This window comes from Flammeovirgaceae bacterium SG7u.111 (assembly GCA_034044135.1).
GTDB lineage: Bacteria > Bacteroidota > Bacteroidia > Cytophagales > Flammeovirgaceae.
Genome location: CP139021.1, coordinates 4110539 through 4132830, shown reverse-complemented (window position 1 = coordinate 4132830; position 22292 = coordinate 4110539). Strand labels below are relative to the sequence as shown.

Annotated in this window: 16 protein-coding genes; 13 read left to right on the top strand and 3 right to left on the bottom strand. The window is 41.1% G+C overall.

Going from position 1 to position 22292, the window contains the following annotated elements; genetic code table 11:
* Positions 1 to 3: 3 nt before the first annotated feature.
* Together R9C00_16180 and R9C00_16175 are read left to right on the top strand one after the other, a co-directional pair.
* Complete coding sequence (locus R9C00_16180) at positions 4 to 1368, top strand: metallophosphoesterase family protein (GenBank protein ID WPO33241.1); 1365 nt, start codon at positions 4 to 6, stop codon at positions 1366 to 1368.
* 1 nt (position 1369) lies between these two features.
* Complete coding sequence (locus tag R9C00_16175; protein ID WPO33240.1) at positions 1370 to 2224, top strand: glycerophosphodiester phosphodiesterase family protein; 855 nt, start codon at positions 1370 to 1372, stop codon at positions 2222 to 2224.
* A 70-nt stretch (positions 2225 to 2294) separates the two neighbouring features.
* On the opposite strand, the gene R9C00_16170 is transcribed toward R9C00_16175, so the two are convergent.
* Positions 2295 to 3809, bottom strand: coding sequence for an ATP-binding protein (locus R9C00_16170; protein WPO33239.1), 1515 nt, complete (start codon positions 3807 to 3809; stop codon positions 2295 to 2297).
* Between the two features lie 251 nt (positions 3810 to 4060).
* Between R9C00_16170 and R9C00_16165 the strand changes: the two genes are divergently transcribed.
* On the top strand, positions 4061 to 4471 hold the full coding sequence (locus R9C00_16165) for a hypothetical protein (protein WPO33238.1): 411 nt from the start codon (positions 4061 to 4063) through the stop codon (positions 4469 to 4471).
* Positions 4472 to 4578: 107 nt separating this feature from the next.
* Here the strand turns inward: R9C00_16165 and R9C00_16160 are convergent, their stop codons facing one another.
* Positions 4579 to 5292: an SDR family oxidoreductase gene (locus R9C00_16160; protein ID WPO33237.1), complete on the bottom strand. Its 714-nt coding sequence runs from the start codon at positions 5290 to 5292 to the stop codon at positions 4579 to 4581.
* 360 nt (positions 5293 to 5652) lie between these two features.
* The gene (locus R9C00_16155) at positions 5653 to 5862 is read right to left on the bottom strand and encodes a DUF2892 domain-containing protein (protein WPO33236.1); all 210 of its coding nucleotides are present in this window, start codon (positions 5860 to 5862) and stop codon (positions 5653 to 5655) included.
* Between the two features lie 499 nt (positions 5863 to 6361).
* Between R9C00_16155 and R9C00_16150 the strand changes: the two genes are divergently transcribed.
* From R9C00_16150 to R9C00_16105, 10 genes are all read left to right on the top strand, one after another.
* Positions 6362 to 7075, top strand: a complete 714-nt coding sequence (locus R9C00_16150) for a FadR/GntR family transcriptional regulator (protein WPO33235.1) — start codon at positions 6362 to 6364, stop codon at positions 7073 to 7075.
* A gap of 92 nt (positions 7076 to 7167) precedes the next feature.
* On the top strand, positions 7168 to 10287 hold the full coding sequence (locus R9C00_16145; protein ID WPO33234.1) for a TonB-dependent receptor: 3120 nt from the start codon (positions 7168 to 7170) through the stop codon (positions 10285 to 10287).
* Between the two features lie 18 nt (positions 10288 to 10305).
* The gene (locus tag R9C00_16140; GenBank protein WPO33233.1) at positions 10306 to 11664 is read left to right on the top strand and encodes a RagB/SusD family nutrient uptake outer membrane protein; all 1359 of its coding nucleotides are present in this window, start codon (positions 10306 to 10308) and stop codon (positions 11662 to 11664) included.
* Positions 11665 to 11780: 116 nt separating this feature from the next.
* Positions 11781 to 14054: a polysaccharide lyase 6 family protein gene (locus tag R9C00_16135; GenBank protein ID WPO33232.1), complete on the top strand. Its 2274-nt coding sequence runs from the start codon at positions 11781 to 11783 to the stop codon at positions 14052 to 14054.
* Between the two features lie 71 nt (positions 14055 to 14125).
* Entirely contained in the window at positions 14126 to 14878 is a 753-nt protein-coding gene (locus R9C00_16130) for an SDR family oxidoreductase (GenBank protein ID WPO33231.1), read from the top strand.
* 166 nt (positions 14879 to 15044) lie between these two features.
* Positions 15045 to 15833: a PKD domain-containing protein gene (locus R9C00_16125; protein ID WPO33230.1), complete on the top strand. Its 789-nt coding sequence runs from the start codon at positions 15045 to 15047 to the stop codon at positions 15831 to 15833.
* A gap of 125 nt (positions 15834 to 15958) precedes the next feature.
* Positions 15959 to 18190, top strand: coding sequence for a heparinase II/III family protein (locus R9C00_16120; protein ID WPO33229.1), 2232 nt, complete (start codon positions 15959 to 15961; stop codon positions 18188 to 18190).
* A 24-nt stretch (positions 18191 to 18214) separates the two neighbouring features.
* The gene (locus tag R9C00_16115) at positions 18215 to 20488 is read left to right on the top strand and encodes an alginate lyase family protein (protein WPO33228.1); all 2274 of its coding nucleotides are present in this window, start codon (positions 18215 to 18217) and stop codon (positions 20486 to 20488) included.
* Between the two features lie 17 nt (positions 20489 to 20505).
* Positions 20506 to 20889, top strand: a complete 384-nt coding sequence (locus R9C00_16110) for a cupin domain-containing protein (GenBank protein WPO33227.1) — start codon at positions 20506 to 20508, stop codon at positions 20887 to 20889.
* 1 nt (position 20890) lies between these two features.
* Positions 20891 to 22180: an MFS transporter gene (locus tag R9C00_16105; protein WPO33226.1), complete on the top strand. Its 1290-nt coding sequence runs from the start codon at positions 20891 to 20893 to the stop codon at positions 22178 to 22180.
* Positions 22181 to 22292: the final 112 nt, after the last annotated feature.

The window sequence follows — 22292 nt, the reverse complement described above, 5'->3', positions numbered from 1 at the left end:
AATATGAAAAACTTTCAATTCAGTTTAAGAACAATTATTTGGGTTTCTGCTGGCTTGCTATTTACTTCAGCTTGCCAGAAAGAACATGCTCACGATCATGAGCATTACCATACGGATTACAATCCCGATTTCAGGCATGTTCGAAATATACTTTTCCCCACACCAACGCCTGATCGCATCATTTTGAACCTTACCGAAGATGCTTCCACTTCAATGGCGGTAAATTGGAGAACGGACACGACAGTTACTGCGGGGGTAGTAGAAGTTGCGGTTGCGGGGCACGGCTCAGATTTTGATGATTCAGCAAGAACTATTGTGGCTGCAACCGAGCGATTGGACCATCAGCATGATGACGAGCCAATGGTTTATGCCCACTACCATTCTGCTGTAATGGACAACCTTCAGCCCAATACAAGGTATGCTTACCGTGTGGGACAAGGAGAAGTTTGGAGCGAATGGATTCAATTTACTACCGCTGGAACAGTGGAGGATGAGGTTTCTTTTATCTACTTTGGCGATGCCCAAAACGATGTAAAGTCGATGTGGTCGAGGGTGATTCGGGAAGCTTATACTACTTTGCCCAAAGTAGATTTTATGCTCCATGCCGGTGATTTGATCAATCGCCACGATAGAGATTTGGAATGGGGGGAATGGTTCTATGCAGGATCTTTTATACACTCAATGGTGCCCAGTGTAATGACTCCTGGCAACCACGAATACAAAGATGTGGTACTTTCCCCTCAGTGGCGACCTCAGTTTAACTTACCTACCAACGGCCCTGCTGGCTTAGAAGAAGTCTGCTATTTTGCCGACTACCAAGACCTACGGGTGATTTCATTGGATGCCGAACAGATTGACGAATCTGAACAATACAGAGAAGCCCAGAAAGTATGGTTGGATTCGGTGTTGTCAAATAACCCCAAAAAATGGACGGCTATCACTTTTCACTATCCTGTTTTCTCTACCAAACCGAACAGAGACAACAAAGAATTGCGTGAACATTTTAAGCCTATTTTTGATAAATACAAAGTTGATATCGTGCTTCAAGGGCATGATCATGCGTACGGTAGAGGAATGGTGAATAACGTACCAACGGGCTTTTCGCTAAACGATAAAGTTTCAGGGACGATGTATGTGGTATCGGTGAGTGGTCCTAAAATGTATGATGTTTCGGAAGATTCGTGGATGGATAGGAGGGCAAAAAACACCCAGCTTTTCCAGATTATCTCCATAAAAGGAGATACCTTGAAGTTTGAAGCTTACACTGCGGCGGGACAATTGTACGATGCCTTTGATTTGGTGAAACAGCCCGAGGCTTCTAACAATTTGATCAATAGAATTCCTGAATTTAAAGAACGAATTAAGTGATATGAAGAACCTAACGCTTGTTACACCTTTTTTGAGCCTTTTGCTCTTTTTTGCTACCCATCAAGGTTATGCTCAAGTTGAGCGCATCAAAAAAGAGTTTTTCAATCCAACTTCTAAGCAGGTTTTAGTCGCTGCGCACAGAGCTGCTCACAAGCTTTACCCAGAAAATTCCCTCGAAGCTATCCAACATGCTATTGACCTAGGGTTTGATATTGTGGAGATAGATGTACGTGTGAGCAAAGATGGAGTTCCTGTGCTGATGCACGATGGCACCATTGACCGGACAACTGATGGGACGGGGAAACCAGAAGACTTGTACTTGGCTGAGTTACAAGATTTATTCTTGCTAAAAGATGGAGAAAAGACCGACTACCGGATTCCCACCTTAGAAGATGCATTGGCTGTTTGTGAAGGAAAGATCATGGTGGACTTGGATTTAAAAACTTCCAATATTGCCCCAATAATTGAAGTGATCCAAGGTGGTTCTTTTGAAGAAATCGTTTTCTTTTTTGATAGCGACTATAGGGTGTTGAAAAAACTAAAAAAAGCGGATGCTAACTTTGCACTGATGCCCAGAGCGCATTCGGAGAAGGAAGCTGGCAAGGCATTGACGCTTTTTGAACCAGCGGTGGTGCATATCGATGCAAGCTTTTATTCAAAAGACGTGGTAGAGTTGATCAAAGAGAGGAATGCTCGGGTGTGGATAAATGCCTTGGGGGATGTGGACAAAGCCATTCGGGAAACCCAAGATGAAAAAGGACTTGAAGCGTTGGTGGTTGGAGGGGCAAATATTATTCAAACCGATGAACCTGAGTTTTTGCTAAAGTTTTTGAAAGGGAAAGGGTTGCATTGGTAAGTTGTTTTTTAGTTCAATATTTAGGCGACAAGCACAGAGCTTCTTCCGTAGGGTTCTGTGCTTGTCTTTTTTATAAGGGTAGCAAAATGGAAAAAGAGACGCCAATATCATTATTGCGGACTTCAAGGAAGCCTTCGTGCTCTTTAATGATATTATAGCTGATAGATAGCCCTAACCCTGTCCCTTCTCCAGGTTCTTTGGTGGTGAAAAATGGGTCAAAAAGTTGGGCTAAAAGTGCTTTTGGAATGGATGGTCCAGAGTTTGAAATTTCAATTTCGGCATAAGACGAGCCATTGCGATGAACGAGAGATGTTTTGATCTTTATGGAATGCGTCTCTCTAGGAACTGAATTGGTAGCATAAATGGCATTGTCCAAAATATTGAGCACAACTTGGTGGAGTTTGTCCCTGTAGCAAATCACCTCTGGAAGTTCCGTAAACTCTTTTAGTACTTGTGTGTTTTCCGAAATCTTGAATTGGATGAGAGACAAAGTAGATTCAATGATCTTTTGGATATTTGAAGGTCTTTTATTTTCAGTGCCTTTGTGGGAAAAAACAAGCAGCCCCTCTACTATTTTTTGTATTCTCTTTGTCCCATTTTTTGAGTTCTTTAGCAAGCGTTCTAGCTTGGTGTTAAACTCTTTCTTGTCGAGTTTGTCACTTGTATTTGTTTCATTCTGATATGTTTGTAACAGCCCCTCAAAGGCTTGCAAACTACCCGAGATGAAATTGACAGGGTTGTTTATCTCATGAGCGATACCAGCGGTGAGCGTGCCCAGAGATGCCATTTTCTCAGACTGCACCAATTGAGATTGTGTTGCTTTTAGTTGGGAAAGAGCGTCTTCGAGCTCTTTGTTTTTTGATTCCAACTCCCATTGTTTTTGCTTCAGTTGTTCATTGTGGATCGTGAGTTCCTCCTGAAATTCTTCCAGCAAGCTGTTTTTGTGGGTGATATCTTTATAGATGTTGAAGTTGTGAGAAAGAACGATGAAAATAATGGTACAAAAATAAAGAAAAGTGAAAAGCTGGGTTAGCTTAAAAATGTAACGGTTTTCGCTGATGATTGCGAAGAGGCTAGGAGGGTTCGTTTGGTTAAAATAAAGATGTTCGTAAAAAAGGATGTATAAAATATAGATAGCTAGGATGCTAATCAGATGCCACCTTTCATTAGAAAAAGAAAATATGAAAATGGAAAGGGACGAAAGCGCCAAAAATGAAATTGGGATGATGAGAAGAAGTTCGTTTGTAACCCGATCGGTGAATATTGGGAAGACTAAAAGAAAAAAAATAGGGGCAAGGCTTAGTACATATTTCCCCAAGACTACAAGTTTGTATCGATTGAATAGCAGCGTGACTACACCTCCCATTCCCATAAACATGATTCTAAAAGTATTGATCCAACCTTTAGTATCTAATACTTTTCCAGTAGCTAAGATGTTACCAATAACAAAAATGCTGACCAATATTGAGATAAAAAACAGAGACAGGGCTATTCTGTTGCAATAAATGATTCTTTTTACCTCCCCAGAAGTTGAAGCTGTTTCAGTTCCAAAATGTGATATCTTATCCCAGAATTCTACAATCATAGTTTTTCTTGGTTTTACAAGAAACCCCCTTTAGCATTAAAAAATTTGAAATATGGTTAGCTTTTTCTCCTTCTGATAGTAACCTAAATTAGTTGAAGGTGTTTTGAAAGAATTATTTGGAGCTTTTTAGATGAAGTACTTTGCAAAAGTAGTTATTCTTATGTACTCAACTAATAATTTCTCTCAATCCCCAATTTTCCCTATCTTAACGGCAATAAATATTTCTCTAAACATTTAACACGAAACATGTTATGGGCGCAGGTGGAACTACTGGCGGTACGGGTCGATTTTTTCTGGGGATTATCATGATGATTGGAGGGTTTTACCTCCTGCTGAAGTCAATAAGGGTGACGGCTAACTTCGGGATGGGGATGCGAATTGCCTCCTTTTCGGGCATGGGTAGCAACTTCAATGTGACTGGTGGGATGATCATGATCCCGTTTATGTTCGGGGTCGGGATGATCTTTTACAATTCCAAAAACATGATAGGTTGGCTACTTGCCCTAGGCTCCATCGCCGCTATGATCTTCGGGGTGATTTCCTCTACACGGTTCAGCCTACAAAGTATGAGTTCCTTCGACCTTATCGTGATCTTGGTACTCGCCATTGGCGGCTTAGGCTTATTCTTAAGTTCGCTTAGGAGTTCGAATAAGAGTTTTTGAGCGCCAGTATTTTTTTATCCAAAATTTAATTGACAAAAAACCGCAAACTCCAAAGAAGCCTGTGGTTTCAGAATAAGTCAAAAATCGCTAATCTTTATCAAATCGTCTTACAAAGCTCTAGTGCTCGACATCCCTCCATCTACACCAATTACCTGCCCTGTCATCCAAGCGGCAGAATCGGAGAGCAGAAAGGCAGAAAGGGCGGCTATTTCTTCGGGCGAGCCAACTTTTTTGAGCGGATGGCGCTGTGCCGAAGCCGCTTTTTTGTCGTCGGTGGAGAGCAAGTTGCCCGCCAAGGTCGTATCGGTGATGGATGGGGCGATTACATTCACCCGAATATTTGCCCCAGCAAGCTCCGCAGCCAAGGATTTTGACAAGCCTTCTACTGCCCCTTTTGCCGCGGCTATGCTCGCATGAAATCCCATTCCCGTAGAGACGGCAACGGTACTATACAGCACGATGCTTGCCGCTCCAGCTCTTTTCAAGTTGGGCAAAGCTTGCTGAATAAGCCCAACAGCTCCCAAAAGGTTTACCTCCAAGTCATGCAGAAAGTCTTCTTTTTTGAGTCGCTGGAAGGGCTTTAGGTTGATAGTGCCGGGGCAATAGGCCAAGCCATGGAGCTCTTTGGGCAAGTTTCCCAATTCGTTACCCTGAAGCTGGGTAACATCTAAGGTGGTGTGATTAGCTTCTAGCCCTTGGGGCTTATTTCGGGAAGCCGAATAAACACGAGCATTTTCCTTTACCAACTGCTCTGCCAAAGCGTATCCAATCCCCGAGCTTGCACCCACTACTAGTATGTTCTTATCGCTAAAATCTTGCATCTGTTTTTTCGGTTTTAATGATTTCTCATCAGTAGAAAAAACTGTGCAAGCAAAAGGTTTAGGGATTTGGGGTGTTCTTGGGGCTATTTGTAAAACTGTTTCCCAAGGTTAACTCTCAGTACATTATTAATTATCGGTTGCTTTGGCTACATCATCTCTACGGTGAAATATTTCCTTTTTCCAATCTTAGTTTGGCTAACGTATCCTGACGACATGGTAGCTTTGGTTGCATAATTTGGGTTTTGTGGGTATTTGCTCATAAAAGGGGTAAAAGAACCGAAAATAAGGTCTTAATCAAAAAGATACCTGCGCCCCAGCGCAGGTAGGAAAGTAGAAGTCAACAGGTTCGTTAGTGGGAAATCAAGATTCTTTCAGTTTGCAGGTGCTAAGCCCAAACGGGGCGTAAAGTGGGCAAAAGCTTGCGAAACTTGTGAGGAGGAAGATTACGCCTAAAGCCCCCAAAACAATAGCTAGGGTGCCTCCAATTATTCCTGTGAAATATAAAACTGCGATGACCGCAGCTACTATCACTCGGATAGCTCGGTCTATGGTGCCCATATTTTTTTTCATTGCTGTATTTTTTGTAGGGTTAAACATTCGATTGAATCAAAAATACAAGATGGTGGGGTGGTATGTGGTGACTTTAGTCACATAGGTAGAATATAGGGAGGGGGGAGTATAGTAAGTATGCTGAATACAAAAAAAGCTCGATGTAAAACGTCGAGCCTTTCTTACCTCTCTAACTTAAAACACTCATTGAATTCTTGCTTTTCTAGAACCAATATGAAGGATTCCCTATACTAGTGGCGTATGAAATAGTGTGAGCAGGAATAATTCTAGATGAAATTGAATTTTAAGTGATGAGTCCGAACTCCGCTGTCTATCCAGTTGAACATGAGTTAATGATAAATCCCAACATCATGTATTTATTTAAATAGCTGGCCTTGATGAAATTTTAATGAAAAAGTCTTGGATGGTAATTATTATCCCATTATAATTGGTTAACCAATTACCAGTATCCAATCAACCATTATCTAGATATCCAGTTTAATTGACTAAATTCAACAGTATGTCCATTTTAGAAAACCTTAAAGAAATAGCCGTTGTAAAGCCTTCTGATATTATCATAAGACAAATTAGGGAGTTGATAAGCTCAGGACAACTTAAGCCAGGCGATGCATTACCTTCGGAGCGTAAGCTGTCAGAAAAGTTTGGTGTGGGAAGAAGTGCTGTAAGAGATGCTATCAAGAAACTAGAGTTTTATGGTATTTTAAACACGAGTCCGCAAAGTGGGACAGTAGTGGCTGGCATGGGGCTTACAGGACTTAAGGGGTTGATCACGGATGTATTGAATTTGGGTAAGTACGATTTCTTTTCATTAGTAGAAACTAGGGTGATTCTTGAAACGCACGTTGCAGAATTAGCAGCTGAGCGGAGAACACCTGAGGATATTGTCAAGCTTGAAAACGCATTAAATGCCTATGAACAAAACATTTCCGAAGGTTTACCTTCAGTAGAAGAAGATTTGATTTTTCACTTAGAAATAGCTGAAGCTGGTAAAAACCCAGCATTAAAAAGTTTGATGATGATAGTAACTCCTGACCTAATGGAGTATTTCACCAAAGAAAATGTATGTGGTGACGGAAGAGCCGATAAGGCTTTTGAAGAACACCGCTCAATTGTAAAATATATCAAAGAGGGGGACGGAGCTATGGCAAAGAAGGCAATGGCAGAGCACCTCAATGATGTTTTAGTTTACAGTAAAAAGCAACGGTTTCTGTAGTTCGATAAAAAAAGAGAGACTTTGGGGGAAGCCTCTCTTATAATATCGGATCAGAAACTGCATTTCTAATCCTTTATTTAACTATATGAATTATGCCTACAAATTTGATGAGAAGGCTAGAGAATCGCAAATATTTTCTAGTTGCCTTCGCTTTTATTCTGTGTTTTCTTGTTAATGATAACACATTATTTGCACAAACTAGTAAAACGCTAATTAAAGGTGTAGTAACCTCTAGCGATGAAAATGAGCCTCTACCAGGCGTAAGTATCTTGGTGAAGGGAACGTCTAACGGTACAACAACTAACATTGATGGAGAATACAATTTAGAAGTACCGGAAAATGCAACATTAGTTTACAGTTACATCGGTTTTTTGGATCAAGAAGTAGTAGTTAGTTCACAAACCACCATTGACATCGTGTTAGAGCTCGATGTTGAACAATTGGATGAAGTAGTGGTGATTGGATATGGTACTCAGAAAAAGTCACACTTGACTGGTGCTGTTTCCAAAGTAACCAACGAAAAACTCGACCAAATACCACTTTCGAGGGTGGATGATGCCTTAGCAGGCCAAGTTTCTGGTATTAATATCCAGATGACTAACCCTGCTGCTGGTGAAGCGCCTACCATTCGTGTGAGAGGTAATGGCTCTATTACATCTTTTCCTAATCCCCTCGTAGTAGTAGATGGTCTTGTAGTAGACAGTGATTACCTTGGTAGCGTCGATATGAACGATGTTGAATCTGTAGAAGTATTGAAAGATGCTGCTTCGGCTGCTATCTATGGATCAAGGGGTGCAAACGGTGTGATCATGATCACTACCAAAAAGGGTAAAGCTGGTAACACGGTATTTTCCTACAACGGTTATGTTGGTGTGAAAGCAGTTCCTGAAAGCGATGTGCTTAGCTCTATTTCTGATTGGAACAATTATGTGAGAGCTAACAACAACGGTGAACTCATCGAGAAGCTGGAGTACATTGAACAGCTTGGTACTGAAACCAACTGGGAAGAAGTGATGATGGATGGCGGTGTTATCCAAAGCCATTCAATTTCAGCAAGGGGTGGAAGTGAGAATACGAAGTTCAGTCTTTCTGGAAGTTACCTTTCTGATGAAGGAGTATTGCTTACCGATAGCTATGAGAAAATCAACTTTAGATTGAACCTCGAGACTAAATTAGGTAAAAGACTTACTTTTGGGCTGAGGGTCAACCCTTCTTATTCGAAGCAACGTAGGTTCCCAATTGGAGTTCATGATGCTATTCGCCAGTCCCCATGGTTGCCACAGTACATCGACGAAACTAACGAAGAGTACATAAACAGGTTGCGCGATAGTGGTGCATACTCTGAAGCAGAAATAGGTGACTATGCTTGGGAAAGAATGTTTGACAATTACGACCTAGAAGCAGGAGAGCCTGTTGAGTCTGGTGGAACGAGTATCAGCACTACATCCAATGCTAGCCCCCTAGCAAAAGTATTGGAAAGAGAACGCTTGACTTATCGCACAAAAATTTACACCAATGCTTATTTGAAGTATAAGATAGCCAAAGGGTTGAACTTCAGGTCTACCATAGGTGGAGATGTGCAGTTCAGAAGAAACAGAGATTACATAGGAACCTTATCTGATAGAAGAGGATCTGGAGGAACATCTGCAGCTGATGCTCAAAGAACACAGTATCACATAGTAACAGAACAAATGTTCACTTATGACAAGGAGATTGGTAACCATTCGATTAATGCTGTTGCAGGTTTTGCTTTTGAATCGTGGAATGTGAATGAAACGGATATTGATGCAGCGGGATACAACTTTGATTATGTAACTACTATTCCAAGCACTAATGTAACTGGGGCCTATACTTATGAAGATGCTGAAACATTGGTTTCTTATTTGGGCAGGGTCAACTACGCTTACGCAGACAAGTATCTTGTTTCTTTAAGTGCAAGAACTGATGGTAGTTCTAAATTTGGTCCCGATAACAAGTTCGGCTTCTTCCCGGCAGTTTCTGTTGGATGGAGGGTTTCAGAAGAGTCTTTCTTGATGGGTAACTCAATCCTGAGTGATTTGAAAGTAAGGGCTAGTTATGGTATGACTGGTAACAATGCTGGTATTGGAAGGTATGCCCACATCGGTCAAGTAGAGCCAATTGGTAGCGTATTAGATGGAAACATCTATGGAGGTTTCAACCAAACTACGCTTTCTAACCCAGAATTAAGATGGGAGAAATCAATTGAGTTCAACCCTGGTATAGATTTCGGTTTCTTAGATAATAGATTCAGGTTCACGATAGAATATTACAATAGAACAAGTGATGATCTGCTAATCCAACAACCTATTCCATCTGCAACAGGGTTTACCGAAGCAGTAGTTAACCTAGGAAAAGTAGAGAACGAAGGTTTGGAAATGGAAATATTCACTACTAACATCAATTCTGGTGACTTCAAGTGGACTACAACTGGTAACCTTTCAAACAACAAAAACACCTTGCTCGATTTTGCAGGTGCAGAAGGTTTGATTTCAGTAGTAGATTCGAAAAGACCAGCTGAGTGGATAGCAGAAGTTGGGCAGCCTGTTGCATCTTTCTATGGGTATGTAGTAGATAAAGAAATCCCCCTTAATTATCTGAAAAACCCATTCTACCCTATTAATGCGGAGTCTCAAGATATTTATGTGAAAGATTTGAACGGTGATGGTCTGATAGACACTGATGACCGTACTATCCTTGGTTCACCATTCCCGAAATTGATCTGGTCGATCACCAACAATTTCAATTACAAAAACTTCGATATGAGCTTCATGTTCCAAGGCTCACACGGTGCAAAAGTAAGGAATATGGACCCTCAGTACGTGAACAATCAGTTTAGTTCAAACCAAGATTATATCACCGATTCAGATGATCCTAATTTCTTCCCAGACGCAGCACAAGTTCAGCAGAGAATATTTACTGATGACATCGTAATGGATGCTTCGTATATAGCGCTCCGCAACTTGAACGTAGGCTATAAGTTTTCAAGCCAACTTATTGATAAGGTGGGTATGAATTCGGCAAGGGTATATGTGGCAGCTCAAAACTTGCTTTATATTATGGGTAGCGACTACAGAGGCTACAATCCTGAAGGTATAAACGAAGGTCTTGATAGCCCATTGACTTACGGATACCAAAGAGGTGCTGCACCTATCTACAGAACTTGGTCTGTTGGTGTGAACTTGGAATTTTAACAAAAAAGAAATTAAGTCATGAAAAATATAATTAAACTATTTATTTTAATGATAGGGCTTGGGGCGACTACAGCCTGTCAAGACCAGCTAGAGCTGAAACCTATTTCAGCGATAGGGGACAACGGGTTCTATACCAATACTGCTGAAATAGATGCTGCAGTAGTTGCAATCTATGATGGTCTTCAAGCGGCTTACCTACGTGAGTTCGCCCTTACTGAAATGCGTTCAGACAATACTAAAACTAAAAGTAGTGAAGGTGAGTGGGCTCAGTTCGAGGATATGAACGTATTGCCAACCAATGGTGCTATATCACTATATTGGTCAGGAATGTACAATGTGATTTTCCGTGCCAACAAAGTGTTGGAAAACTTGGAAGTAGTGGATAATGCCGATCTTAAAAAGCAATTTGAAGGTGAGGCGAAGTTTGCAAGAGCTCTTGCCCACTTCAACCTAACCAGAGCTTTTGGTGCAGTTCCCCTCGTTACAAAGGTTGTATTGCCTAGTGAGAGTGAGGCATTCAAGAAAGCGGATGTAGCTCAGGTATTGACAGCGATAGCTACTGATCTTACAGAAGCGGCTAGCTTGTTGCCAGGAAGATCTTCAATAGAAGAGGGTAGAGCAACTGTTGGTGCTGCAAAAACGCTATTGGCTAAAGTGAAATTAACCCAAGGCGACCATGCAGGAGCATTGCCCCTACTAGAAGAAGTAATGGCCAGTGGTGAATATTCTTTAGGTGGTGATTATAACGAAGTATTTTATACCGAGCTTAATAGCGAGGTTATCTTTACTGTACAGTATGTGAACGACAATATTAACGAAAGCCAAGATTTCTCTCTTGAGTTTACCCAAGCAGGTTTAGCTGCTGGTTTGAACTACATCACGGATGATTTCGATGCCTTCGTTGACCCTAGTGATAAGAGGATGTCTACCTTGTACAATCCTGATAATGAAGCTGAGGTAGGTAAGTTCATCACTTCATCAGCCGATAAAAGGTTGTGCGGAAACGATTGGATAGTGCTTCGCCTTGCGGATGTGTACCTCATGCACGTGGAAGCGATTATGGCAGGTGGTGCTTCTACAAGCGATGCTGATGCTATTGCTTCTTTCAACATGATAAGGGATAGAGCAGGTTTATCGACTATTCCTGCGGGTGGAACTATTACTCAACAAATGTTGCTCGACGAAAGAAGGGTAGAGTTGGCTTTTGAAAACCACAGGCTCTACGATTTGGTGCGATTTGGCGAAGCGGAGTCTGTAATGAGTGCTTTTGCCGCTCAGGAAGGTTTTACCTTCTCACCAACTAAATTGTTGCTACCAATTCCTCAAAGGGAAATTGATGTGAGTTTTGGGGTATTGACCCAAAACCCTGGTTATTAATATTAAAACACTGGGATTGGTTTATGCCGATCCCAGTGTCTCTACAAGTTTTTTATACTGAAATTTCAAACAAGTCATCATCAAATACACCTATATCCATTTTTTTCCTTACAACTATGAAATTAATTGCTCACTTTTTTAAATTCACTCTGTTAGCCTTGGTATTTATTGCCTGCGGAGCTCCGACCAACGAGGGGTATCTGATTGGCTCGGTAGAAGAGTTGCACAAACAGTTGGGACTTGCCCAACCAGGCGATACGCTGTGGTTAGCTGATGGGGAATGGAAAGATGCGGAAATGGTGATTGAAGCTAAAGGAACGGATGAGAACCCGATTGTTGTAGCGGTTAAAAACCCTGGCAAATTGACGTTCACAGGTAGCTCAAATTTGAAGTTAGGTGGAGAGCATCTTGTACTGTCTGGATTTTACTTTACAAATGGATTTACCCTCACCAAAGAAGTTATTTCCTTCCGTATCAATAAAACTACCTTGGCGAACAACTGCCGCATTACCCAAACCGTTATTGCAAACTATTCGAACCCCGAAAGGCACGACAATGACCTGTGGGTTGGGGTGTATGGGAAGAACAACAGGTTCGACCATAATGCTTTAATAGGTAAAGGAAACTTGGGCGTAACGATGGCGGTAAGGTTAAATAGCGAGGAAAGCCGAGAAAACAACCATCAAATTGACCATAATTACTTTGGTCCAAGGGAAGTGCTTGGCGCAAATGGAGGGGAAACATTGAGGATTGGTACAAGCCATTATTCTCTTTCAGATTCTAAAACCCAAGTAATTAATAATTATTTCGACAGATGCAACGGAGAGCATGAAATCATCTCCAACAAATCAGGAGCAAATGTTTTTAAAGGCAATACTTTTTATGAGTGCGCCGGCACGTTGACTTTCCGTCATGGGCATGGGAACTTTGCTGAAAGCAATGCTTTTTTTGGTAACCATGTAGCCAATACGGGCGGTATCAGGGTGATAAACGAAAGGCAAACCGTTGTGAATAATTACTGCTACGGATTGACAGGTCATCGTTTTAGAGGTGCGATAGTTGTAATGAACGGAGTGCCAAACTCACCAATAAATAGGTATCACCAAGTGAGGGACAGTAAGATCAGCAACAATACACTTATCGACTGCGATTATGTGCAGCTATGTGCAGGTAGCGATGCCGAAAGAAGTGCTACGCCTTTGGGTACTAGTCTTACTAATAATATCATTTGGAATACAAAAAAAGATGATGTATTCACGGTGTACGACGATATCTCCGGAATTAGTTTTGCCAATAATATTTTGAGCTCAAATATTACCAAGTTCAAGGAAGAAGGTTTTGAGAGTAAAGAAGGTGAGTTGGAGCAAAATGCAGAAGGGATCTATTCTGTAAAAGGTGATATGAACGGAGCTGGAATCAACGAAGACTTTTCCTTTGTGAAAAAAGGAGAAACAGGACCTTCATGGTTTGCCAAACCTGAAAAAGGAGCTTCTTTTGGTTTTGGGAAAGTAACCAAAGTAGCCGAAGGTGCTGACCTTTTTGAAGTAGTGAAAAAAAGCCAAGCTGGCGATGTGTTGGAGCTTGGAAAAGGCTCTTATTTGCTTACGAAAGTCATTAAAGTTCATCACCCACTGAGTATCAAATCTACTGAAGGAGCTCGAATTGTGTTTGAAAAATCAAATTTGTTTGCCATAGAAAATGGTGGAGCATTGCAGTTAGATGGGATTACCATTGACGGTGCGGAATCTCCTGACTATGCGGGGAATGCAGTTGTTTCTACCAGCAGGTATTCTATGAACAAAAACTATAAATTATATATCCAAAACTGTTCATTTGAAAACCTTGATGTAAATCATTCTTTCAGCATTTTGAAGGCTTATAAAAATACCTTTGCCGACAGCGTTCTGATTGAGAACTCTCGCTTTACGGATGTGAGCGGAACAATTTTAGAACTTGATAAAGAAACCGATGATATCGGGATTTACAATGCTGAATTTGTAACCATCAAAAACAGTAGCTTCAAAAATATTGGGGCGCAGATTGCCGCAATGCACCGAGGTGGAAGCGATGAAAGTACTTTTGGTCCTCTTTTGTTTATCGACCATTGCAACTTTGAAAAAGTTGGTCATCAAGTCAAAAACAAATCGGGAAATGGAATGACGCTGCTTGGAGTACAAAAAGCGATTATCCAAAACTCGGTTTTCAAAGACGTAAAAACCATCGATATTTTCCACACGGTAGGCGAGCCAATCACTCAAATTTCAAACTGCATTACAGATGTTGCCAAGCAATTTGCTATCAGTGACAATACGGCTCAGATAAGTAACTTGAAAGTAGGAAGTGAGAGCTTGAAAGGGACTGATGGAAAGCAAGTTGGCTTGCTTCAGTAAGTATAGAATTATAACAAAATTATGGGCTTTTGCCCTTAATAGATCATTTCAAACAAATAAAAATTACGATTATGAATTTACAAGGTAAAGTAGCCATTGTAACTGGTGGCGCACGTGATATTGGAAAAGCTGTATCTATAAGGCTTGCTGCAGAAGGAGCTAAAGTGGTGATCAACTACTTTGACAACAAAGAACAAGCTGAGGAGACATTGGCAGAAATAAAAGAAGCTGGTGGAGATGCGATCATTGTTCAAGGTGACATGACCAAATCTGCTGATGTGAATAAAATGGTTTCGTATGCTAGAGAAGTATATGGTGACGAAATAGGTGTATTGGTAAATGTTGCAGGTGGTCTAGTGGGCAGGAAAACTATCGAAGAAATGGATGAGGAATTCTTCAATTTCCTTATGCAATTGAACTTGACAAGTGTATTCTTGGTAACAAAAGCGGTAGTTCCATTTATGCCAGAAGGTAGTTCTATAGTGAACTTTGCTTCTCAAGCAGGTCGTGATGGTGGCGGACCAGGCGCTTCAGCTTATGCTACGGCAAAAGGTGCGGTAATGACTTTCACAAGATCTATGGCAAAAGAACTAGGCCCTAAGGGGATTCGTGTAAATGCACTTTGCCCAGGTATGATTGCTACTACTTTCCACGATACATTTACAAAAGACAATGTACGTACCAACGTCGCAAACGCTACTCCGCTTAAGCGTGAAGGTGAAGCTGCGGAAGTTGCAAACTTGGTGTACTGCCTTGCTTCTTCTGAGTTATCTTTCATGACGGGTAATAATGTAGATATCAATGGTGGACTTATGTTCTCTTAAGGTGTCAGTAAACGTTTAATACTAAAAAAATCAGACTTACACATTCGGGTGGGCCAAAGAGTAAATTGGGTTTAGTAAGGTATCACACACATTCTTTAAGCTTGCCCGTTTGTGAAAGTTTTTTCAATATTAACAGCTTTATAATAAAGCAAAAAACTATATAAATATGAAATGGAGATTTTATCTTACAAAGAAAATTAGCCTAGGAGTGCTAGGTTTATCAATGGTATTAGGATTGTCAGCATGTGAAGATGAGCTGCCAGGAGTGGGTTCTATCCCAGATAAAACCCCTCCTAAAGCTGATTTCACTTATAAATCTAGTGTAAGTGACTACAAAGAAATTAACTTCACCAACTTATCTATAAGTTCTCTGAACTATAGCTGGGATTTTGGTGATGGAAGTACATCAAATGAAATAGATCCTACTCACTTTTTTGCAGCTGGCGAAGGTACTTACACTGTAAAGCTGGTTTCATCAGATGGAAATGAAGTAAGCAGTGACACTACTATTGATGTAGTAGTAGTTGACGAGCTAGTTCCCGAATTCCAATGCCCAAGTTTTGAATGCAGCGACCGTAGCGTTTGGGGCAGCTTCTCTGGTTCAGGTTCGCCAACTCCTCCAGATGGCAGCACTGGTGCAAAACTTGAATCTTCAAGCCACTACCTAGACCAGACTATCAAGGTCTCTTCTGGTACGAAATATAAAATTTCTTTCTGGTATGTGAGTGCTAGTAGCTCAGGTACTAGCTGTGGTAATTTCAAGCTTTCAGATGGTGACGACGATACAGTTATCTTTGTAGAAGAAGGTATTTCGTTGACTCCAAATGCATCTGATTATGTAGGTATTGCATTTGAAATAGAAACAACTGCAGCTACGAAGAATCTTCGTTTCCAACTTACCCCAGGCGATGTGACTGGTAGGTATGACTTGGTAAAAATAGAAAAATTGGATTAGAGCAACCACAAAAAGTATTGCCCAGCTCACAAGTGGGGCGGGCAATGCTTTTAATGACAAATTACTTCTTTCAACCAGTAAATTTCCTCTTCTGATTTGTGAGTAGGAACTTCTAACCGCATAAAATGAAATTTCTCAATACCATCTTCACCATTTTAGTAAGCCTTCCTTTGCTAGGGCAGGGCTCTATTCCAACTGATAGGTTGATGAGCGATGGGGAAGTATTGGCTGCTTATAAAGGAGCGCAAGAACTAAAAGATATCCATGCCCTTACGGCTTATTTCAAAGAAACCTACGCCAGCCGATATTACTTTAGTTGGAAAGAATTTGATAAGCGGTTTGTACATTATAACGAAAAATATAGCGGTAGAAAAAAAAACCATCAGGACAAAGCCAATAGCCATTTAGAATTATACAATGGCTCCACCACTTGGAAGCTTCCTTTCAAAAACCTAAAAGGAAAAGATGTTTCCTCCTACGAGCTTAGGCACTTGGCAAGGCAGCAAAAATCACCTGATATAGCCTTGTTGCATTATTTTACTAAAGACGAAAAATACGTACGCTACTTTGTAGATCAAGTCGCTTCGCTCAATGCCAGCTTAGAAAAAGGCGAATACGAAACTATTGAAGACGGTAACGGTGTGTACGAGGTGTATAGAGGAGGGCATCGTATGCTCAATTGGCTTCGTGTCCATGCGTTCTATTTGGCTTCGGAAAGTTATACTGACGCTGACCAACTGATGCTCATCAAAACCTTTTTGCAAACAGCCTCCTTTCTTTACCACGAGAACCAAAAATTTAAAAGCGGGAACCATCAAACCCGAGGTATGGCAGCCCTTGCCATGATATCGATTCTGTTTAGTGACTTTGAAGATGCCAAACTATGGTATGAGCATTCTATGAAGATTTTGGGAATGCACCTAGAAAAAGAAATTAACAAAGATGGCTTCCAGTTTGAACGCACGGTGCACTACCACATCAGCGATATCGATAACTATTTTTATGTCTATCAATTGCTACAGCGAAACGATTACGAAATCCCACCTATTTGGCAGACGCAACTAAAAGGGATGTTTGATGCGCTCCTCATGATTTCGAAGGACAACAAAACAGCTCCTGTTCTTTCGGATGATACCAAAGAACCTTTAGAAGAATACAATAGTTTAAAAAACATCATGACCACGGGTTGGCTGCTTTTTAAAGACAAAAGATATGGATATTTGGCTGCTGATAAGGTTTCTTCCAGCGATTATTGGTACTTTACTTTACCAGAGCTGAATGGTTTGATGCTGATGAAAACCGAAAGGCCGACGCTAAGTTCTTTTGAGTTCCCACAAACGGGATACTATATTATGAGAGCGGAAGAAAATGATGCATTCATGATCATCAACTCAGGGCTTGCACCGAAGAAAAATGACCACCAGCACGGAGATATTTTGGGTTTTTCTGCCTATACTTATGGAAAAGAAATTTTGCCCAACTACCAAGTGAGGTATTCTTACGAGGACTTCCAGTTTTTCAAAAGTTCTTGGGTGAAAAATGTCGCATTGGTCGATTCGGTTCCCCAAGGTGGGGAATGGGTTGGAAACAAAGGCGGAAGTGGATTTGGCAAGTGGGGCGATCTTCCAATACCTAAAAAAACAGGATGGTATTCTTCAGATATTTTGGATGTATTTGAAGGTACGCACGTTGGCTTTGAAGAAATGAATACGGACTACTTCCGAAAGATATTTTTCTTTAAGAAAGACGCTTTTTGGTTGGTGATTGATAAGTTTGAGTCCGAAGAGAAACATACATACCAGCAAATATGGCAAGGAGATTTTGACGAGAAAAAAAGTCTATCCCACCTTCGAAGAAATTTGGGAGATGGGAAAGGTTTGGATATCGTCCAGTTAGGGGAAAAGCCTTTGGGCAGGTCTACTTGGGAGAAGCGAGAAAAAGCAGCAAGTATTCTCCAGTTTGAGGGGAAAGCTGGTATAACCGAGTTGGTGACGTTGGTTCATCCGTATGAGTTTTCGGGCAACAGCATCAAACCAAAAGAGAAATATACAGGGATAAAAATAGCGGGTTGGGCTTATGAAATAAGCGAAAGCGGTCAAATAAAGTTGATTCAGCATATTGCTGCCAAGGCGGAATCTGCCTTTCTCCAAAAGGACAAAGCGCTACTGTTAAAAGTGACTTCGATAGAAGGAAAAAATGGACACCTGACTTTTTCCAAACCAGTGGATGTATTGGTTGTAGAAAAAGGAAAAAAACTCTCAATGACGCTACTGAGCACTGGCGAAACTATTCAGACTCAAATTGGAAAAAACATACAACAACTCAATTTTGGAGACACGGTTGAACTTGATTTTTAAATGCGAAATGACCTTACCAACGATATGAAAATGATTATTAAGGCACATAAGTTTTATATTTTAGGTATCTGCGTTGCCTTGCTTTTTGCAGGAAGGGCATTTGCCCAAGGCGAACATCCTAGCCTTATCCTGACCAAAAGTGGCGTAGCTGAAATACGCAAAAGTTACACTGAATATGACTTACTCTGTACTTCCATTGAAGACATGAAAGCTGAGCTGGATGGAGTGATGGCTCAAAAAATGGATGTACCTACGCCAGTTGATCCTGCTGGAGGATACACCCATGAGAGGCATAAGCTCAACTACAAAAGCATGCGCCAAGCGGGCATTCTTTACCAAGTACTAGAGGATGAAAAGTACGCCAAGTTTGTGAAAGAAATGCTGTTGGAATATGCCAAAATGTATCCTACACTCGACTTGCATCCCATCCGAAAATCTTACGCTCCAGGCAAGCTTTTTTGGCAGTCGCTCAACGAAGCCGTATGGATGGTGAATGTAGTGCAAGCTTATGATTGCGTGTACGATTATTTGGATAAACCAACTCGCAACACCATTGAAAAGGACTTGCTCAAGCCTTATGCAGATTTTCTTTCTGTAGAAAGCTCAAGGGTTTTTAACCGTATTCATAACCACGGTGTGTGGGCGGTAGCGGCAGTGGGAATGGCGGGCTACGCAATGGGAGATATGGAGTTGGTAAAAAGGTCGTTTGAAGGGGTGTCGTTCGATGAGGCTTCGCTAAATAAGAAAAGTAATTCTGATAAAGAAAAGCCGCTAAGAGATGTGGATTTTGCGAATAAAGCAGGTTTTGAAGCACAGCTCGACGGGTTATTTTCCCCAAGTGGCTACTATACCGAAGGACCTTACTACCACCGCTATGCTTTGCAGCCATTTATACTGTTTGCCTTGGCTATTGAGAACAACGAACCTGAACGAAAGATTTTTGAATACAGAGATGGTATTTTGGTGAAAACCGTAGAATGCTTGTTGCAATTAACTGACGATAAAGGACGGTTCATCCCTTTCAACGATTCTGTAAAAGGGATGAGCTTCCGTTCTCCTGAAACAGTATATTCACTTGATATAATTTATCAATTTGGAGGGCAAAACCCTGAGCTACTTTCCGTGGCCAAAGAGCAGGGAACTGTGATGGTTTCTAAAGCTGGGGCTATGGTTGCTAAGGATCTGGCGGAGGAAAAAGCCAAACCATTTCGTAGAAAATCAATCTTGCTTACAGATGGAACCGATGGTACAAAAGGCGGAGTTGGTTTCATTAGGGAAGGGGAAATAGACGATCAACTTAGCCTTATTCTTCGCTATACTTCCCATGGTCTTAGCCACGGCCATTTTGATAAACTAGGAATCATTTTGTACGATAATGGGAGCGAGGTTTTACAAGATTATGGCGCGGCTCGTTTTGTAAATGTTGAGCAAAAAGAAGGAGGTAGGTACTTGCCCGAAAACTATTCTTGGGCGAAGCATACCATCTCGCACAACACGCTGGTGATAGATGAAAAATCCCACTTTGGGGGGAATATGAAACTTTCTTCGAAGCATCATTCTAACTTGACTTTCTTTCTCGAAAAAGAAAACTTTACTGCGATTGGCGCAAGTGAAAAAGCAGCCTACGAAGGGGTGGAAATGGACAGAACCCTAGTTTTGATCAAAGACAAAGACTTAGGGAAGCCTCTAATTGTAGATGTGTTTGATGCGGTAAGTGAAGAAGAACATCAGTACGATTTGGCTTTTCAGTACCAAGGGCAGCCTACGGACTTGGGCTTTGAGCCGGAAGCAGCTCCCGAAGCCCAGAAAGTGTTGGGGGAAGATCAGGGATACCAGCACCTTTGGGTAGAAAGAATGGGAAAAAGCAATGACAAAAATTCCCATTTCACATGGATGCTTGGCGATAGATTTTACACTATTACTGCTGTGACCGAAACGCCTACCAGCTTTATATTGGCTCGCCTTGGAGCTAACGATCCAAATTTCAACCTCAGAAGAGATCCTTCTTTTATTGAAAGGAGAAGTACTTCAAACGGAACTACTTTTATAAATGTGATTGAGCCACACGGGGCTTTCAACCCTAACACAGAGCTTACGAGCAAGACCAAAAGCCAAGTGGATTTGGTGGAGAAATTAACCTTGGGAGGTGCATATAAAGGGGTTCGGATAACACACCAGAATGGAAAGGTTTATACAGTCATTATTTCTACCGAAAAAGACGAAGATAAAAAACACCGACTTAGTGTAGGTGAAGCAACTTTTGAATGGGAAGGTCCCATTTTTTTAGACATTGATTAATACAAACACAACAAACCATGAAAGCTTTGCAAAGCGAAAAATTTTCAATTGATAGTGAGAAAGAATGGGAAGAATTGGGCGGAGGAGTTTCACGTAAGATATACGGTTACGATGACAAAATCATGATGGTGAAAGTGAAGTTTGAAAAAGGAGCAGAAGGAACGCCTCACGAGCATTTTCATTCACAAACAACTTATGTAGTAAGTGGCAAGTTCAACTTCGACATAGGCGAGGACTCTAAGGTAGTAAACGCTGGTGATGGCGTGTATATTCCACCAAATATGGTACATGGTGCACAGTGCCTAGAGGCAGGAATGCTAATAGATGTTTTCAGCCCAGTCCGTGAAGATTTCTTGGACGGCAGTGCGGTGTCATACTTTGGAAATAAAGACGATAAATAGAATGAAAATTAAAGGATTAAGGTGGGTAATTATCGGGCTGATTTTTTTAGCTACGGTAATTAATTATATCGATAGAAGTGCCCTCTCGATTATGTGGGGTAACGAAAATGTGGAAGGCTCTATTTCCCAGTCTTTGGGTTTGACCAAGGACGATTATGGAAATATCCTGAATATTTTCATGGTGTTTTATGCATTAGGTCAGTTGTTTACAGGTAAAATTTTCGATAAAGTGGGGACACGTCTTGGGTACGTCTTGTCTATCGGGGTTTGGGGTTTATCCTCTTTCTTGCACTCAACTGTTCGTGGATTTTTGTCCATTAGTATATTTCGAAGCTTGCTTGGGTTTTCAGAGGCAGGAAACTGGCCTGGTGCGGTAAAAAGTAACGCTGAGTGGTTTCCAATCAAAGAGCGGGCTATTGCACAAGGCATGTTTAACGCAGGTGCATCTATTGGTTCTGTGATTGCTCCACCGTTTATAGCAGCTCTTTTTGTTGCTTACGGATGGAGGACGACCTTTATGGTGATTGGTACTTTTGGTATCGTTTGGATCATTCCATGGTTGCTGATCAACAAGGCTGGCCCTAAGAAGCACCCTTGGATTTCTGATGAGGAGCGCGAGTTTATCTTGGCAGGGCAGAGCCAAGCAGACCAACAGGATAGTAGCGAAGTAAAGGGTAAAAGCTTGAAGGAGATTCTTAGTTTCAAAGAGTCTTGGGCGATAGTAGTAGGTAGATTCTTCTTAGAGCCAATTTGGTGGCTTTTTGTAGGATGGATGCCAATTTACCTCTTCGATGTTTATGGTTTTAATGTAAAGGAAGTTGGTATGTTCGCTTGGGTTCCTTACGTAGGTGCAGCACTCGGTAGTATAGTTGGTGGTTGGGTTTCTGGTCAAATCATCACTAAAACCAACTCTATAAATAAAGGTAGAAAAACTACCATTCTAATTGGTGGGGTAATTATGTTCTTAGGCTTGGTAGCGACTATTTTATTCGCTAAAACAGCATTAGCCTTTGTATTCATCGTGTTCATTGTATTGTTTGGATTCCAGTTTGCCATTGGTAATGTTCAGACCTTACCAAGTGATTTCTTTAGTGGCAAATCTGTTGGTTCATTGGCTGGTTTAGGCGGAATGGTCGGTGTCTTTTCTGTGATTATCATGAACAAATTGGTGCCCATAATTGTCGAACAATTTTCTTATACCCCTATATTCTTTGCCATTGCAGTATTCGTTCCCCTTGGCGTCGGTGCTATTTATTTCTTTGCCAAGAACATTAAGCCTTTGGAAGAATAGAAGCTATTGATTTATAAGTCGTATTTTTATTATTTTTCATATTTTGGTTTAAGTTTAAAGCCAAAAACTAGTAAAATACACAAAGCCATCCCAAAAGGGTGGCTTTGTGTAT

Excerpts from the sequence above, each read along its gene's own strand:
- R9C00_16180 (WPO33241.1), top strand. The coding sequence starts at position 4 with ATGAAAAACTTTCAATTCAGTTTAAGAACAATTATTTGGGTTTCTGCT.
- R9C00_16175 (WPO33240.1), top strand. The coding sequence starts at position 1,370 with ATGAAGAACCTAACGCTTGTTACACCTTTTTTGAGCCTTTTGCTCTTT.
- R9C00_16170 (WPO33239.1), bottom strand. The coding sequence starts at position 3,809 with ATGATTGTAGAATTCTGGGATAAGATATCACATTTTGGAACTGAAACA.
- R9C00_16165 (WPO33238.1), top strand. The coding sequence starts at position 4,061 with ATGGGCGCAGGTGGAACTACTGGCGGTACGGGTCGATTTTTTCTGGGG.
- R9C00_16160 (WPO33237.1), bottom strand. The coding sequence starts at position 5,292 with ATGCAAGATTTTAGCGATAAGAACATACTAGTAGTGGGTGCAAGCTCG.
- R9C00_16155 (WPO33236.1), bottom strand. The coding sequence starts at position 5,862 with ATGAAAAAAAATATGGGCACCATAGACCGAGCTATCCGAGTGATAGTA.
- R9C00_16150 (WPO33235.1), top strand. The coding sequence starts at position 6,362 with ATGTCCATTTTAGAAAACCTTAAAGAAATAGCCGTTGTAAAGCCTTCT.
- R9C00_16145 (WPO33234.1), top strand. The coding sequence starts at position 7,168 with ATGCCTACAAATTTGATGAGAAGGCTAGAGAATCGCAAATATTTTCTA.
- R9C00_16140 (WPO33233.1), top strand. The coding sequence starts at position 10,306 with ATGAAAAATATAATTAAACTATTTATTTTAATGATAGGGCTTGGGGCG.
- R9C00_16135 (WPO33232.1), top strand. The coding sequence starts at position 11,781 with ATGAAATTAATTGCTCACTTTTTTAAATTCACTCTGTTAGCCTTGGTA.
- R9C00_16130 (WPO33231.1), top strand. The coding sequence starts at position 14,126 with ATGAATTTACAAGGTAAAGTAGCCATTGTAACTGGTGGCGCACGTGAT.
- R9C00_16125 (WPO33230.1), top strand. The coding sequence starts at position 15,045 with ATGAAATGGAGATTTTATCTTACAAAGAAAATTAGCCTAGGAGTGCTA.
- R9C00_16120 (WPO33229.1), top strand. The coding sequence starts at position 15,959 with ATGAAATTTCTCAATACCATCTTCACCATTTTAGTAAGCCTTCCTTTG.
- R9C00_16115 (WPO33228.1), top strand. The coding sequence starts at position 18,215 with ATGAAAATGATTATTAAGGCACATAAGTTTTATATTTTAGGTATCTGC.
- R9C00_16110 (WPO33227.1), top strand. The coding sequence starts at position 20,506 with ATGAAAGCTTTGCAAAGCGAAAAATTTTCAATTGATAGTGAGAAAGAA.
- R9C00_16105 (WPO33226.1), top strand. The coding sequence starts at position 20,891 with ATGAAAATTAAAGGATTAAGGTGGGTAATTATCGGGCTGATTTTTTTA.